General features: G+C 70.9%; 15 protein-coding genes. 8 read left to right on the top strand and 7 right to left on the bottom strand.

What is annotated here, in order from left to right:
- Window positions 1-3: 3 nt before the first annotated feature.
- Window positions 4-1,860 carry an anthranilate synthase family protein gene (locus AC2XR2_RS11560; RefSeq protein WP_491514968.1) on the bottom strand — a complete coding sequence of 619 codons (1,857 nt, stop codon included), beginning with the start codon at window positions 1,858-1,860 and terminating at the stop codon, window positions 4-6.
- Between the two features lie 101 nt (window positions 1,861-1,961).
- Window positions 1,962-2,018 (bottom strand): trp operon leader peptide, encoded by a 57-nt coding sequence (locus AC2XR2_RS11555; protein ID WP_071528813.1) that lies wholly within the window; start codon window positions 2,016-2,018, stop codon window positions 1,962-1,964.
- Between the two features lie 96 nt (window positions 2,019-2,114).
- Between AC2XR2_RS11555 and AC2XR2_RS11550 the strand changes: the two genes are divergently transcribed.
- Both AC2XR2_RS11550 and AC2XR2_RS11545 read left to right on the top strand, forming a co-directional pair.
- Entirely contained in the window at window positions 2,115-3,467 is a 1,353-nt protein-coding gene (locus tag AC2XR2_RS11550; RefSeq protein WP_381304265.1) for a class II 3-deoxy-7-phosphoheptulonate synthase, read from the top strand.
- 122 nt (window positions 3,468-3,589) lie between these two features.
- Window positions 3,590-3,808, top strand: coding sequence for a (2Fe-2S)-binding protein (locus tag AC2XR2_RS11545; RefSeq protein WP_330267511.1), 219 nt, complete (start codon window positions 3,590-3,592; stop codon window positions 3,806-3,808).
- Here AC2XR2_RS11545 and bfr read toward each other — a convergent pair.
- Window positions 3,805-4,284, bottom strand: a complete 480-nt coding sequence (bfr, locus tag AC2XR2_RS11540) for a bacterioferritin (RefSeq protein ID WP_007381448.1) — start codon at window positions 4,282-4,284, stop codon at window positions 3,805-3,807. The genes AC2XR2_RS11545 and bfr overlap by 4 nt on opposite strands.
- Window positions 4,285-4,460: 176 nt before the next feature.
- Here bfr and AC2XR2_RS11535 point away from each other — a divergent pair, with 176 nt between their 5' ends.
- Window positions 4,461-5,093, top strand: coding sequence for a sulfite oxidase-like oxidoreductase (locus AC2XR2_RS11535; protein ID WP_381304268.1), 633 nt, complete (start codon window positions 4,461-4,463; stop codon window positions 5,091-5,093).
- A 3-nt stretch (window positions 5,094-5,096) separates the two neighbouring features.
- On the opposite strand, the gene AC2XR2_RS11530 is transcribed toward AC2XR2_RS11535, so the two are convergent.
- A complete protein-coding gene (locus AC2XR2_RS11530; RefSeq protein WP_491514967.1) occupies window positions 5,097-5,645 on the bottom strand; it encodes a DUF4396 domain-containing protein in 549 nt (182 codons plus the stop codon).
- A 236-nt stretch (window positions 5,646-5,881) separates the two neighbouring features.
- Between AC2XR2_RS11530 and AC2XR2_RS11525 the strand changes: the two genes are divergently transcribed.
- The 5 genes from AC2XR2_RS11525 (at window position 5,882) to AC2XR2_RS11505 (ending at window position 11,220) form a co-directional block, all read left to right on the top strand.
- The gene (locus tag AC2XR2_RS11525) at window positions 5,882-6,580 is read left to right on the top strand and encodes a Crp/Fnr family transcriptional regulator (protein ID WP_491514966.1); all 699 of its coding nucleotides are present in this window, start codon (window positions 5,882-5,884) and stop codon (window positions 6,578-6,580) included.
- Between the two features lie 104 nt (window positions 6,581-6,684).
- Window positions 6,685-7,434, top strand: a complete 750-nt coding sequence (locus AC2XR2_RS11520) for a nucleotidyl cyclase domain-containing protein (RefSeq protein ID WP_491514965.1) — start codon at window positions 6,685-6,687, stop codon at window positions 7,432-7,434.
- On the top strand, window positions 7,431-9,629 hold the full coding sequence (locus AC2XR2_RS11515) for a hypothetical protein (protein WP_491514964.1): 2,199 nt from the start codon (window positions 7,431-7,433) through the stop codon (window positions 9,627-9,629). The genes AC2XR2_RS11520 and AC2XR2_RS11515 overlap by 4 nt, the downstream gene beginning before the upstream one ends.
- Entirely contained in the window at window positions 9,626-10,735 is a 1,110-nt protein-coding gene (locus tag AC2XR2_RS11510; RefSeq protein WP_491514963.1) for a hypothetical protein, read from the top strand. The genes AC2XR2_RS11515 and AC2XR2_RS11510 overlap by 4 nt, the downstream gene beginning before the upstream one ends.
- Window positions 10,732-11,220: a Pycsar system effector family protein gene (locus AC2XR2_RS11505; protein ID WP_391193029.1), complete on the top strand. Its 489-nt coding sequence runs from the start codon at window positions 10,732-10,734 to the stop codon at window positions 11,218-11,220. The genes AC2XR2_RS11510 and AC2XR2_RS11505 overlap by 4 nt, the downstream gene beginning before the upstream one ends.
- Before the next feature lie 42 nt (window positions 11,221-11,262).
- Here AC2XR2_RS11505 and AC2XR2_RS11500 read toward each other — a convergent pair whose 3' ends face one another.
- The 3 genes from AC2XR2_RS11500 to AC2XR2_RS11490 form a co-directional block, all read right to left on the bottom strand.
- A complete protein-coding gene (locus tag AC2XR2_RS11500; RefSeq protein WP_491514962.1) occupies window positions 11,263-12,126 on the bottom strand; it encodes a deoxyribonuclease IV in 864 nt (287 codons plus the stop codon).
- 412 nt (window positions 12,127-12,538) lie between these two features.
- Entirely contained in the window at window positions 12,539-14,467 is a 1,929-nt protein-coding gene (pknB, locus tag AC2XR2_RS11495; RefSeq protein ID WP_491514961.1) for a Stk1 family PASTA domain-containing Ser/Thr kinase, read from the bottom strand.
- Window positions 14,468-14,585: 118 nt separating this feature from the next.
- Window positions 14,586-15,380 carry a thiazole synthase gene (locus AC2XR2_RS11490; RefSeq protein WP_449353476.1) on the bottom strand — a complete coding sequence of 265 codons (795 nt, stop codon included), beginning with the start codon at window positions 15,378-15,380 and terminating at the stop codon, window positions 14,586-14,588.
- Between the last annotated feature and the right edge of the window lie 3 nt (window positions 15,381-15,383).

The following is a 15,383-nucleotide window of genomic DNA, read 5'->3' as shown; positions in this document are numbered from 1 at the left end:
CCCCTAGACGGCTGTGCGGCGCAGCCGCCCCACCAACTCCCGTACGACGGCGGCGCCGTTCAGCGTCAGGACCGACTCCGGGTGGAACTGGACGCCCGCGAAGCCGGGACCGCGCAACGCGTGCACCTCTCCGTTGCCGGCCCGGCTCACCTCGATGCCGTGCGCGGCCAGCTCCTCGGCGGTCTCGTCGTCGCAGCGCGCCACGAAGCTGTTGTAGAAGCCGACGGTCTCCGGCCGCCCGAACAGGTCGACCGTCGTCTGCGCGCCCTGGTACGGCACCTCCTTGCGGACGATCTCCAGCCCCAGCTCGGCCGCGAGCAGCTCGTGGCCCAGGCAGACGCCGAGCACGCCGTGCCGGTGGGTGCGGATGACCTCGGCGGTCAGGGCCCGCAGGAACACCATCTTGGGGTCGTCGAGGTCGGACGGGTCGCCGGGGCCGGGACCGAGGACGACGGGCCCGTCGTGGCCGAGCACAGCGTCCCGGAGCCCCTCCTCGTCGTAGCGCCGGACGGTGACGTCCAGCCCGCTCGACCGCAGCACATGCGCGAGCATCGCGGTGAACGTGTCCTCCCCGTCGACGACCAGGGCGTGTCCGGTGAGTTCCCTGGCGGGTTCCTGCATCCGCAGCCAGAACGGCGCGAGGTGCGCGCGGCGCCCGTCGAGCGCGGCACGCACGCGTGGGTCGTCGGCGAGACTCACGCGCGCGTGCTCCCCACGCGGCCGGGACGGCCGTACGCCGAGAGCCGCCAGCACCCCCGCCGCCTTCGCGTGGGTCTCCGCGACCTCGCTCACCGGGTCCGAGCCGCGCACCAGGGTCGCGCCGACCGGGACCCGCAGCCGGCCGTCGGCGGCGATGTCCGCGGTGCGGATGAGGATGGGGGAGTCCAGGGTCTGGGCACCGCCGGAGTCCCGGCCGAGCAGGGCCAGCGCGCCGGCGTAGTAGCCGCGGCCGCCGACCTCGTGCCGCTCGATGACCCGGCAGGCGTTCTGCACGGGCGAGCCGGTGACGGTCGCCGCGAACATGGTCTCCCTGAGCACCTCGCGGACGTCCAGCGAGGACTTGCCGCGCAACTCGTACTCGGTGTGCGCGAGGTGGGCCATCTCCTTCAGCCGGGGGCCGATCACGACCCCGCCCATGTCGCCGACCGTGCACATCATCTTGAGTTCCTCGTCGACGACCATCGACAGCTCCTCGATCTCCTTGCCGTCGGCGAGGAAGTCGAGCAGGTGCTCCGGGGTGGGGCCCTCGGCGGGATAGCGGTACGTCCCGCTGATCGGGTTCATGACGACGGTCCCGCCGGACATCCGGACGTGCACCTCGGGGCTGGCGCCGACGAGCGTGCGGTCGCCGGTGTGGACGACGAAGGTCCAGTACGCGCCCCGCTCGCCCTCCAGGAGCCGCCGGAACAGGGCGAGGGCGTCGGCGCGGGAGAATCCCGGGATCTCGCCCTCGTAGGTCCGCCGGATCACGAAGTTGGCGCCCTCCCCGCGCCCGATCTCCTCGCGCAGGACCCGGCCGACGATCTCCGCGTAGGTGTCGTCGGCGACGTCGAAGCCGCCGTTCCCGACCCGGACGTCGTGGGAGGGGAGCTGTGCCAGCGCCTCGGCGAGCGGGAGCTCGTGCCTCTCCTCGGGGAGCAGCACCGCGAGCGGGGTGCCGTCGTCCCGTACGTCGAACCCGCGCTCGCGGATCTGCCGGAAGGGGACGAGCGCCAGGCCCTCGTCGGGGAGGTCGGCGAGGCGGTCGTAGGTGCTGACGGGCCCGCGGAACACCTCGACGGTGTTCTCGTCATGGCCCGGTGTGCGGCGGCGCAGCAGGGCGAAGGGGCGGTCGTCGTGCAGGAGCTGGGTCAGGTCCATGGGTTCCTCTGCCGTCTGGTGTCGATAGCGGTGAGGAACGACCCCGGAAACACCGAAGGCCGCCCCTCGGGCGGCCTTCGCGAAGTCTTGCGTACGCGCAGTCAGTGGGCCGCCGGATGAGCGGTCCACCACCAGTTCTGGGTCGAGTGCGCGAACATGGGCGGAACCCTACCCCATGTCCGGGGAGCGGTTCCGGTGTCTCATTTGATGGGCATGGCGCAGCAGGCCCGACACGACCCCGTAATGTTGAGGCCGTGACCGTGAACGCTAAGACCAGCGCGAGTGCTGGCAACACCTGGCGAGACCTGCCCGCGGCGCAGCAGCCCGAGTACCCCGACACCGAGGCTCTGCGCGCAGTGATCGCGGACCTCGAGTCGTATCCGCCGCTCGTCTTCGCGGGCGAGTGCGACCAGCTGCGCGCCCGGATGGCGGCCGTCGCCAAGGGAGAGGCGTTCCTCCTCCAGGGCGGCGACTGCGCCGAGGCCTTCGACGCGGTGTCGGCCGACCACATCCGCAACAAGCTCAAGACCCTGCTCCAGATGGGCGCCGTGCTGACGTACGCCGCCTCGGTGCCGGTCGTCAAGGTCGGCCGTATCGCCGGTCAGTACTCCAAGCCGCGCTCCAAGGGCACCGAGACCCGCGACGGCGTGACGCTGCCCACCTACCGGGGCGACTCCGTCAACGGCTTCGAGTTCAACGAGAAGGCCCGGATCCCGGACCCCGAGCGGCTGAAGCGGATGTACCACGCCTCCGCCTCCACGCTGAACCTGGTGCGCGCCTTCACCACCGGCGGCTACGCCGACCTGCGCCAGGTGCACGCCTGGAACCAGGACTTCGTGAAGTCGTCCCCCTCCGGCCAGCGCTACGAGCAGCTCGCGCGGGAGATCGACAACGCGCTGAACTTCATGCGGGCCTGCGGCACCGACCCGGAGGAGTTCAAGACGGTCGAGTTCTACTCCTCGCACGAGGCGCTGCTGCTGGACTACGAGTCGGCGCTCACCCGCGTCGACTCCCGCACCGGGCACCTGTACGACGTCTCGGCGCACATGGTGTGGATCGGTGAGCGCACCCGGCAGCTGGACCACGCGCACATCGAGTTCGCCTCGAAGATCCGCAACCCGATCGGCATCAAGCTGGGCCCGACGACCACGGCCGAGGAGGCGCTCCAGTACATCGAGCGCCTCGACCCGGACCGTGAGCCGGGCCGGCTGACCTTCATCGTGCGCATGGGCGCCGACAAGGTCCGCGACAAGCTGCCCGAGCTGGTCGAGAAGGTCACCGCGTCCGGCGCGACCGTGGCCTGGGTGACCGACCCGATGCACGGCAACACCTTCGAGGCGGCCTCCGGTCACAAGACCCGCCGCTTCGACGACGTGCTCGACGAGGTCAAGGGCTTCTTCGAGGTCCACAAGGGCCTGGGCACCCACCCGGGCGGCATCCACGTCGAGCTCACCGGTGACGACGTCACCGAGTGCGTGGGCGGCGGCGACGAGATCTTCGTCGACGATCTGCACCAGCGCTACGAGACGGCCTGCGACCCGCGGCTGAACCGCAGCCAGTCGCTCGACCTGGCGTTCCTCGTGGCGGAGATGTACCGGGACCAGTGAGTCCCTGAGACGGCTGTGGGGCGCGGATCACATACGATCCGCGCCCCACGCCACTTTTGTGGCCACCCGGCGCCGGGTAAGGTTAGGTTAGCCTTAACGATCCCGGCGGGAGGTGAATCCGCGTGTACGTGTGCAGCTGCTTCGGTGTGACCGAGACGCAGGTCAAGCAGCACGCGGAGAACGGCGCCTGCACGCCGCGCCAGATCGCCTCCGCCTGCAAGGCGGGCACCGACTGCGGTTCCTGCGTACGGCGCATCCAGGCGATCCTGGGCCGGGGGGCGTGCCCGACCAGGGCGGCCGTGGTCGACCCGGTCCTCTCCGATCTCGAGGAGGCCGCCTAGCTCTCCGGCTGTTCGATCAGCTGCGCGATGTAGAGCGCCTCGCCGAGCTTCTCCAGCAGTTCCAGCTGTGTGTCGAGGTAGTCGATGTGGTGCTCCTCGTCCGCGAGGATCGACTCGAAGATGTTCGCCGACGTGATGTCTCCCTTGGCGCGCATCACCTCGATGCCGCGCTTGAGGCGGTCGATCGCCTCGACCTCGACCTGCCGGTCGGCCTCGAACATCTCCTTGACGGTCTGGCCCACGCGGACGTGGAAGAGCCGCTGGTAGTTCGGCAGTCCCTCCAGGAAGAGGATGCGGTCGGTGAGCACCTCGGCGTGCTTCATCTCGTCGAACGACTCGTGCCGCGTGTACTTCGCGAGCTTCGTCCAGCCGAAGTTCTCCTGCATCTTCGCGTGCAGGAAGTACTGGTTGATCGCGGTGAGCTCGCCCGTGAGCTGCTCGTTGAGGAATTCGATGACCTCGGGGTCGCCCTGCATCGCGGGGCTCCTTCCAACCGTGGGGAACTGGCAGGTTGCGCCGCATCCTCGCACCGGCGAAGAAGATCGTCCAGTAAGTCTTCACTTAGTAAGTAAGGGCATGCTTAGTCCATTTTGGTAGGGATTGAGAGGTGCCTGGTCAGGTGCATCCCCTCGGGTCTGTCAGGATGGAAGGCATGGGTCAGCCGGTGGAGCGCGAGGGTGGAGCGGCGGCGCACTCCGAGCTTCCGCCGGGGCAGCGGCTCCAGCGTGGCTGGCCGGTCACGCACTACGGCCCGGTGCCCAAGTTCCGGCCCGAGCGCTGGGAGTTCCGGGTCTTCGGCGCCACCGCGGACGGCGGGAAGCAGTGCTGGAACCACGAGGAGTTCACGGCACTGCCGTACACCAGTGTCGTGGGCGATCTGCACTGCGTGACGAAGTTCAGCATGCTCGGCTGCGAGTGGGGCGGTGTCCCCGCCCGCACCGTCCTGGAGATCGCCCCGCCCGCGCCCGCCGTCACCCATGTGATGGTCTGGGCCGAGTACGGCTTCAGCTCCAACCTCCGCCTGGCCGACTTCGCGTCCGAGCGCACGATCTTCGCCACGCACAAGGACGGCGAGCCGCTCACCGCGGAACACGGCTTTCCGCTCCGCCTGGTCGTGCCTCATCTGTACGCCTGGAAGGGGCCCAAGTGGGTCCGTGGCGTGGAGTACATGACCGCCGACCGCCGCGGCTTCTGGGAGGAGCGCGGCTATCACAACGTCGGCGACCCCTGGAAGGAGCAGCGCTACTCCTACCAGGAGGAGCCGGGGGACGGTCCGGAGCTGTGAGGCTCAGTGGCCGTGGTGCTCCGAGTGTGCCTGGTGCCCGTGTTGCTGGTGGTGCTGGTGGACCACGGCGTGTCCCTTGCCGCGGCCGATCATCCACTTGTTGACCGGCACGGTCACCACGAACGCGATGACCAGTGAGATCGCCAGTGACGCCCAGAACAGCAGATCGGCGAGTTCCGCGTCCATGGCGTTCGGCCACAGGACGATCACCCCGTTGTCGATCAGCTCCATCACGGCGATGGACAGGGTGTCGGCGGCCAGGGCCACCTTGACGGCCGCGCCGAGACCGAGGCCGGCCTTGAGGATGCCGTAGAGGGTGAAGGAGTAGCCGAAGAAGAAGGCGAGCACGATCGCCAGGACGGTCGTCGGCAGATTCCCCCAGCCCAGCGCGGTGCCGACGACCATGCCGAGCACCTCACCGATGGCGCAGCCGGTGAGGCAGTGGAGGGTGGCCTGAATGGCGGTGGTCCAGGTGGCGCCGGCGTGTGCGGCGCCACTGTGTGCGGCGTGCTCGTGGTCGGTGTGGCTGTGTGCGGCGTGCTCATGGTCCATGGCTGACCCCCGGTGTCAGGTGACGGATCCTTCCGGCTGCTTCCAACCATATACCCCCTGGGGGTATTCCTGTGAAGGTTCTGACGTCGTTCCGGTAACGGTCGGCACATTCCGTGCCCAGAGCGCTACGCTGAGATTCCTGCCTGGAGGGAAACGCCGGGCGGGAACGGATCCGAGGGGCCCCGGGGGGTTCCGCTTGCGGTCCGATCCGGGGGAGCGCGGCACGGGGGACGACGGTGGGGCTGTTCGGAGAGCGGCATACCTTTTTAGGGGGCCTCGGCCCGGCCGACCGCGAGGCGTTATCGGGCCTCGGCACCCGGCATGAATACCTGCCCCACGACACGCTCCTCGCTGAGGGCGACCGCACCACGTTCGTGGTCGTCCTGCTCAGCGGCTGGTGCACGGTGTGGACGCCGACCGAGCGGGGCGGCCGACTGATCCTGGCCCTCAGACGGGCCGGCGAGGCCGTGGGTGACATGGCCGCACTCGACGGCGGGCCCCGCAGCGCCTCGGTGAGCGCCCTCGGCCCGGTGACCGGCCTGGTCGTACCGGGCGAGCGCTTCCGGCACTTCCTCGCCTCCCGGCCACACGCCAACGCGCTGATGATGAGCCAGCTCACCGAGCGGCTGCGCAGCGCGGACCACGAACGCCGGGCTCTCGCCTCCATGACGGTGTTGCAGCGGCTCGCCGAGCGCCTGGTCGAACTCGCCGACCGCACCGGCCGACCCGAGAACGAAGCGGTGACCCTACGGCTGCCCCTCGCCCAGCACGAACTGGCCGCCTCCGTGGGGTCCACTCGCGAGGCCGTCGCCAAAGCCCTGCGTCTGCTACGCGAACAGGGTCTGGTCCGCACCGGCCCCGGCACCCTCGCTGTCGCCGACCTGGATCCGCTCCGCCTTCTCGCCACCGGACAGTCCCCTGGCACACAGACCTAGAAACACCGGGCGACTGCTGTGTAAACGGCTACAGCGGTGCTCGGCCGGCTCCGCGACCATCCATGGAGCCGGCGCACGGACGGGACGGCAGGGAGGAGAGAACGATGGAGGGGGAAGCCGCGTACGGCTTCATCGTCAACGTGGACGCACAGGGCTCGGGCCTGCTGTCCGACACCGAGAAACCCGAGATGCGGCGCAGACTCTACGAGGTCACCGGCGCTGCCTTCACGCAGGCCGGCATCCGCGCTCCGCGGCTCTACCAAGAAGACCGCGGCGACGGCATCCTCAGCGTCCTGGCTCCTGACGTGCCGCCGAAGCGGGTGGTGGGGGAGTGGCTGGAGTACCTGCACCAGAACCTGCGTCAGCTCAACCGTGACCTGGGAAAGCCGCTGCGGCTGCGCGTGGGCCTGCACATCGGCCCGGTCACCGCCGACGCGCACGGCCGCTCCGGGCGAGCCGTCGACCTGGCCTGCCGGCTGGGCGACTGCGACACCGCGAAGGCGATCCTCAAGGCCGCGGTCGGCTCGCCGTTGGTGGTCGTCGCCTCCGACCGGCTGTACGAGGACGTCGTCCTCGCCGGCGGACGCTGGGTGGAACCCGACCACTACCGCCGGCACGAGGTGGAGCTGAAGGAGGGCCGCAGAGCCGCCTGGTTCATGGTTCCGGGGCTGCCCCGGCCACCTGAGCCGGGGACCCCGGCGACACCGGCGCCGGGCACCCCGCCCGAACAGCCGGCGTCCCAGGGCAGCGGGGACAGCTACGTCCAGAACAACCACCACCACGGCAGCGGCCAGTTCATCGCCAACAGCAAGGTCGACACACTGCACATCAACCAGCACGGCGGTGACCGGTGAACGCGCCGAATCCCCAACCCGCCCAGGGCAGTCCGAAACCCCAGCAGCAGCCGCAGCAGAAGGCCGAGCCGGACAATTCCGCGGGCGCCGAGCAGGGTACCGGCCCCGAGCAGCCCCAGCCCGGCGTCATCGGCGGGGCCGCCGCCGACCCGCTCGGCGAGGACGCACTGCCCGGAGCGGCGGCCGCCGCCTCCCGCATCTACCGGTCGACCGTGTCCTCGCACGGTTCCGGGACTCTCATCAGCTCAGGCTCCGTCCACACCATGAACTTCTACGGCGGGCAGACGGCCGAGCGGCTGCTGGCCGGCCCGCTCCCCGAGGACGAACTGCGCAGGCTGCGCCGAGTGTTCCAGGAGCCCGATGACTACGACGGCCACCGCGAGCAGCTCCGCGGCGGACGGCTTCTGGTCCTGCTCGGCCGGCCCGGCACCGGCCGCGCCTACACCGCGCTGTCCCTGCTGGACGACCTCACCCGCGGCCAGGTCTCGCGGCTCGACCCGCGCACCGACCCGGACACCCTGGAGGACGGCCAGATCAGCGAGGGCCATGGCTATGTGCTGGAACCCAGCGTCACCGGAGTGCCCGACGAGACCGGCCTCGACCGGCTGTGCGAACTGCTCCGCAACAAGCAGGCGTACGCGGTCCTGTTGGCCACCCCCGAAGCCGGTGACGTGCTCTCCCGCGGCGGCCGTCACCACCGGGCCCACACCCCGGCCGCCCAGACCGCCGTACTCGAAGGGCATCTCGCCGTCGAACTCGACGAGGCGGGACCCGACGCCTACGAGCGGGCCCGGGCCATGGCTCTCGACCCCGAGGTGGTGGAGGCGCGGGGGCTCGATGACCTGCGGCCCTCGGAGGCGGCCCACTTCGCGACCCTGCTGGCCCGCAACACCCGTGGCGAGCTCACACACGACGAACTCCTCGCCGAGTGCCGGAAGTTCGCCGAGAGCCAGGCCGCCGAGTGGTTCGCCGGCGGTGTCCGCTCCGAGACCCCCGAGCGGTTGCGCGACGCGGCCTACCGGATCGCCGTCGCCGTACTCGACGGGGCTTCGCTCAGCGCCGTCGCCGAGGCCGCCGAGGTGCTCGCGTGGGAACTGGCCGTCACCGTCGATCCGGAGGCCACCCCGGGGCGCCCGCTGTTCAGCGACGGCGTCGACGCCCGGCTGGTCTCCGCCCGCGCCGTCGCCGAACTGGGCACGGAAGAGGTCGGTACCGAGGAGGTCCCGGTGCGCACCGTGCGGTTCGCCGGCGAGGCACTCGCCCCAGCTGTCCTCGGCCATCTCTGGCAGCACCGGCACAACGCGCGCGGACCGGTGCTGCGGTGGCTGGCCGGACTGTGCGAGGACAACCGGCCCCAGGTCTGGGTGCGGGCCGCCGTCGCGGCCGGACAGCTGTGCCGGCTCGACCTCTCGCACACCGTGCACGAACTGGTCCAGCCCATGGCCCAGGCCAAGTCGGCCCGTCGCCGACTGTTCGCCGCGACCGTGCTCGACGTGGCCCTGCGCTCGTCGGACGTAGCCGGCGCGATCCGCGCCCTGGTCGGCTCCTGGGCCCGGCACGGCGACGAACAACTGCGCTGGACGGCAGGCGCCGTGCTCGGCCGAGGGCGGGCCACGGCCACCCCGCGCGAGACGCTGGACCTGCTGGGCGGGATCGGCGTGTGGGACGAGGGCAGGTTGCGGGCCGACGCGGCCGCCCAGATCGCCCACTTCGCCGGTGCCCACCCCGACGGCCTGGCCTCGCAACGGATCCGCGCCTGGCTGTCCGACGAACGCCGGCCCCAGCAGGACCTCGGCCTCCAGAGCACGGTCTTTCTCGCCTCCGTCCAGGTCGTCGACCTCTGGAACCGGCACGACGACCTGGAGGGTTACGGCGACTGGCCCCTGATGCTCGCCCTGGCCGCTGTCCGGCCTGCCCTGGCCGCGGAACTCGCCGGGCTCCTGTGGACGGCCCTCCAGACCCCACGGTCCTACGAGGCCGCCGTCGACACGCTGTCCGGTTGGCTGCGCGACTCGGCCGACCAGCCCTGGGCCCCGTGGCTGGAGCGGTTCCTGCCGCTGCTGGTGCACAGCCAGGACGACCGGGAGCGGCTGCTGGACCTCATCAGGGAACTGACCGAAGACCCCGATCAACCACTGAACGAACAGCAGGTCCGCCGCCTGTGGGGGGCGGTCCAGGGAGCGAGTACACCATGACGCACAACCAGTGGGGCCAGCAGTGGCCGCGTCAGGACGAGGAGTTCGTCCTCCCGCACGACCTCAGAGGCCCGTTCGTACGAGAGTTCGCCCCACAGGCCGCCTACCGGCACCGCAACAGCCAGGTGGCCTCGGTCCTCTACTACAAGAACGGTGGATACAGCATCCTGACCGTCCGCGGCGCCGAGCACGTCAACAAGCCGCTGATGGGCAAGCCCACCTCGGTTTGCTGGATCGCCCGGGGCCGGCACCAGGTCTCCTTCCAGCTCGAGCTGCCGACCTACGGCGACCGCTCCCGGTTCAAGGCGGGCGCCGACGTCAACTGGGAGGTGCATGACTTCTACAGCGCCGCCGAGAAGCGCGTGGTCGACGTGGAACGCATGCTCCGGCCGCCGCTGGAGGCCAGGTTGCGTGGGATCAGCCGGCGCTACAGCCTGGACTCGGCCCAGCAGGTCGACGAGGCGATCCAGGACGAGCTGGCCAGCGGCCGGTGGAACGACTTCGGCGCCGACCTCGGCCTGGTCACCCAGGTCTTCATCCGTATCGACCTCGGTCAGGCCGCCGCAGACCACCAGGCGCAGATGGTCGCGGTGGAGAAGAGCAGCAAGGTCCAGGAGGCCATGGACATCGCACACAAGGCGCGGATCGCGGCCAACCTCGACGACGCGCAGAAGCTGATCACCGCGGGGGAGACCGTCCAGTACGCCACGATGCTGGCCCAGGACCCGAGCCGCGCGCACGAGATTCTGGGTGTGCTCCAGCAGCAGGCCCGGGAACAGCGCCAGGGTGCCCTGGACTATCTGACCAACCTGATCAACCAGGGCGTGGTCCAACGTCATCAGATCGACGACCAGGTCCAAGCCCTCATCGACTACAGCCGTACGGTCGCCGGTGGTGTCTTCCCGAACGGGCTCCCGCAGGCGCCGACCTCGCTGCCGATACCGCCGATGCCGCCGGCTCCGCCGCTGCCCCCGGCGGACGCGCCGCCGGTCCCGCCGCTTCCCTCGGCCGACGCGCCACCCACCCCGCCTGCCCCGCCGACGGACTCGGTCCCAGGGCAGGGCACGGGAGTGGAGTACGAGTCCGGACCAGGGGCCCGCGAGTGACGTCGGACGAACCGGAGGCCGCGCACTATGTCGCCGAGCGGCTGCTGCTGACCGTGCGGGAGGACCTGGGCCGGGCGGACGTGAAGGCGTCGATCCTGCTCTCGGGCGCCGTGGCGGTACCGGCTCTGGTGCTGGGCCGAGGGGCGCCGTCCGACGTATCGGGCATCGCCCTGGGCCTCCTCGCGACAGGCGGTGGGCTCTGGGCGATCGGCACGCTGCTGCTCCTCGCGGTCGTCCTGCCCCGCACCGGCACCGTCCGCTCGGTGCCGGGCCCGACGTACTACGCCGACGGCCTGCCCACCACGGACCTGGAGGCGTTGCGTCGCGCCACCGCCGAGGCCGGTGCGGACCGGCTCAGCTGGCTTCTGACCCAGTTCCAGGATGTGAGCGTCATTCTCTCGGCGAAGTACCGATGGCTGCGGCGGTCGATGGCGTTGCTGGGGGCGGGGTTGCTGTTCGCGTTCCTTGCGGTGGCAGTGGGCTGACGCCGTCGTAAGGGCGGATGTGTCGGCCGTTCCGGAGTTGCTTCAGCTGTCCCGGAGTTTCTTCAGTCGCTCCACGTCCGCCGCGTGGCCCTCCTTGCCGCCGGGTGTCTCGATGATCAGGGGGACGCCCTCGGTCGCGGGGTGGGTCATCAGGGCGCGGAAGGGGTCCTCGCCGATGTGGCCGGAGCCGATGTTCTCGTGGCGGTCCTTGTGGGCGCCGACGACGTCCTTGGAGTCGTTGGCGTGGATCAGCTTCAGCCGGCCCTCACCGACCGTGTCCACCAGCAGGTCCAGTGTCTGGTGCATGCCGCTCGGGCCGGTCAGGTCGTGGCCGGCGGCGAAGATGTGGCAGGTGTCCAGGCAGACGCCGAGCTTCGGGTGGGCGTCCAGGGCGTCGAAGTACGGGCCGAAGTCCCAGGTACGTGAGCAGAGCGAGGAGCCCTGGCCGGCCGTCGACTCCAGCAGCAGGAACGGGTCGTCGTCGTGGGTGAGCTCGTCGAGCAGCGGGAGCAGGTGCTCGCGGACCTGCTTCAGCGCCACGGAACGGTCCCGGCCGCCGGTGGCGCTGCCGGTGTGCACGACGACGCCGAGTGCGCCGATCGCGCGTCCGCGGCGCAGGGAGTGGCGGAGCGAGTCGACCGACTTCTCGACCGTCGCCTCCGTGTGGGAGCCGAAGTTGATCAGGTAGGGCGCGTGGACGTACGCCGGGATCGCCTCGTCGGCACAGGCCTCGCGGAATGCCTCGTCCTGCTTGGGGTTTCCGGCGGGGGTGGCCCAGCCGCGGGGGTTGGCGACGAAGACCTGCACGGTTTCGGCGTTCAGGTCACGGGCGTAGGAGAGCCCGACGGAATTGAGACCGCCGGCTACGGGGACGTGGCCGCCGACGGGGTTGCGCTGAGTTGTCACCGGTCAAGGTTCCCATTGGCTGCGGTGCAGGGGTGTTGGCGGGTGTGGCTTGGTGGGGGCGGGCGTTTTTGCGCCCACGCGGCGGAGCCGCATATCGACACAGTCCCGCGCCCCTGAGGGGCCTGCGGCGGCCTCTTGCGGCCCGGTGGGGGCGTGTGTAGCGCGTTCGGTTCGGTTTGGGGTCGGTGCCGGGGTGGGGGGTATCCGTCCTCGGTCCGGCGGCTCGGTCGCTTATGAGGGGCCCTGTAACGGACGCCGGCCGCTGCGGGCGGACACCCCCCACCCCGTCCCCTTCACGCCGTACGCGGCTGCACGAGCGTCCACATGACCCACCCAGGGGCGCGGGGAACTGCGCGACCAGCCCCCACTCACCCGCACCCGCCCCACAACCGCACCCGGCACCACACTGGCGTCAGCGGATCGTGATCGTGATCGTCGAACCCTTCGGTGCCGTGTCGCCGCCCTCCACGGACTGCTTCTTCACCGTGTCGCCGAACAATCCGAGCAGTCCCCGGTCCTCCTCGACCTGGAACCCGGCGCCCTCCAGCGCGGTCTTCGCGTCGTCGACGCTGTCGCCCGTGACGTCCGGGACCTCGATCATCTCGGGGCCCTTGGAGAGGGTCAGGGTGATGGTGTCGCCCTCGGCGGCCTGGCTGTCGGGCTCGGGGCTCTGGCGGGCCACCTGGCCGGCGTCGTACTCGGAGTTGACCCGCGCGGGGGCGATCTTCACCTTCAGGCCGGCCTCCTCGAGGTCGGACCTGGCGTCGGACAGGTCCTCGCCGGTGACGTCCGGGACGTCGACCGGGGCGCCCTTGCTGACGGTGAGGGCGATCGCCGAGCCGGCGCGCAGTGTGGTGCCGCCCGCGGGGTCCGTGCTGATCACGAAGCCCTTGGGGACGTCCTCGCTGAACTCCCGGGTGACCATGCCGGGCTTGAGCCCCTCCGTCTTCAGCCGGGCTCTCGCCTTGGCCAGTTCGTAGCCGTCCACGTCGGGCACCTTGACCGTCTGCGGGCCCTTGGAGACGGTGATCGCCACGGAGTCGTGGTCCCGGATGCGGCTGCCCACTCCCGGGTCCGTGCTGATGACGGTGCCGCGCTTGACGGTGTCGCTGTAGGCGTAGGTGACCTTGCCGGTCTCCAGCCCCGCCTCGTCCAGGCGGTCACGCGCCTGTGCCTCGGTCTTCGCCAGCAGGGCCGGGACATGGGTGAACTGGCCCGAGTTGATGTACCAGACGCCCGCCCCGATGCCCAGCGCCAGCAAGACCGCGGCGATGAGGAGGAGCGGTCCGCGCCGGGTACGGCCTCCGGAGGCGCGGTTGCGCCGGGGCGGGGGCGGCGGGGTCTCCAGGACGCTGGTGCGGTGGACGGGCTCGTCCTCGTTGACCGGGAGCGGCCGGGGCACGGTCAGGGAGCGCGGGATCACGCTTGTGCGGTTCTCCGCGCCCGCGTACTGCGCGGAGAGCGCCTGCGGGGGCACCGCGTCCAACTGCTCGGCGGTCAGCCTGCTGTGTGCCTCGTGAGTCTGCGCGAGCAGCGCCACGGCGTCGTACGGGCGCAGGTCCGGGGTGCGGGCGGTGGCGGAGGCGACCAGCTCGTCCAGTTCGTACGGCAGCCCCGGGACCACCGCCGACGGGGGCGGTACGTCCTCGTGGAGGTGCTTGTAGAGCACTATCGCGGGGGAGTCGCCCTCGTGCGGCTGGCTGCCGGTCAGCATCTCGTACAGGACGACACCGCACGCGTACACGTCGACCCGGGCGTCGGCGATGCCGGGCTGGTCGATCTGCTCCGGGGACAGGTAGGAGACGGTGCCCAGGACCGCTCCGGAGGTGTTGGTCACGTTGTTCACGGACCGCACCAGCCCGAAGTCGGCGACCTTGACCCTGCCGTCGTCCCCTATCAGGACGTTCTCCGGCTTCATGTCCCGGTGCACGAACCCGGCGCGGTGCGCGGCGCCGAGCGCGGCGAGGACCGGCTCCAGGATGTCCAGGGCGGCGCGCGGCTGCAGGGCCCCGCGCTCGCGCAGCACGTCCCGCAGGGTGCAGCCGGCGACGTACTCCATGGCGAGATAGACGTACGACCCGTCGGTGCCCTGGTCGAAGACCTGCACGACGTTGGGGTGGGCCAGCCGGGCGACGGACTTGGCCTCCCGGATGAACCGGTCGACGAAGGTCCCGTCCGCCGCGAGCGCGGGGTGCATCACCTTGAGGGCGAGCACACGGTCCAGACGGGTGTCCAGGGCCCGGTAGACCGTGGCCATCCCGCCGACCGCGATCCGCGCGTCCACGCGGTAGCGGCCGTCGAGCACCTGCCCGACCAGCGGGTCCTGAAGGGTCGTATCCACGCAGGCGAGTGTACGAGCCGAGGCTGACAGTCCATCCGGTTCGGCCGGAACGGGGGCGGTACTGGAGCCGAGCTGTGACGGAGGTCGCACCTGCTCGTGTCCCGAGTCGAACGTGTGTTCAGAATGCCGGGCGTTCCGGATCCAGTACGGCCCTGCCCTCCGCCGGGGACGACGCCTCGGCGAAGTGCCGCCGGGGAATCCGTCCGGCCCGGAACGCGAGTCGGCCCGCCTCGACCGCGTGCCGCATCGCGTGGGCCATGAGTTCCGGCTCCTGTGCCCGCGTCACCGCCGAGGCGAGCATCACACCCGCGCACCCCAGCTCCATCGCCAGGGCCGCGTCGGAGGCCGTGCCGGCCCCCGCGTCCAGGATCACCGGCACGCGCGCGTGCTCCACGATCAGCTGGAAGTTGTGCGGGTTGCGGATGCCGAGCCCGGAGCCGATCGGGGAGCCGAGCGGCATGATCGCCGCGCAGCCCACGTCCTCCAGCCTGCGGGCCAGGACCGGGTCGTCGTTCGTGTACGGCAGCACCGTGAAGCCGTCGTCGACCAGGGTCTCGGCCGCGTCCAGCAGCTCGATCGGGTCCGGCAGCAGGGTCCGCTCGTCCGCGATGACCTCCAGCTTGACCAGGTCGGTGCCGAGGGCCTCGCGCGCGAGGCGGGCCGTCAGGACGGCCTCACCGGCCGTGAAGCAGCCCGCCGTGTTGGGCAGCACCCGGATGCCGAGCCGCTCCAGGACGGACAGCACCGAGCCGTGCACCGAGGGGTCCACCCGCCGCATCGCGACCGTCGTGAGCTCGGTCCCGGAGGCGACCAGCGCCCGCTCCATCACGTCCAGGCTGGGCGCCCCGCCCGTGCCCATGATCAGCCGGGACGAGAAGGACGTACCGCCGATGACAAAGGGATCGTCGGCCATGGG

The organism is Streptomyces sp. LS-MS-L19 (assembly GCF_058382285.1).
This window is presented reverse-complemented; position numbering and strand designations above follow the sequence as displayed.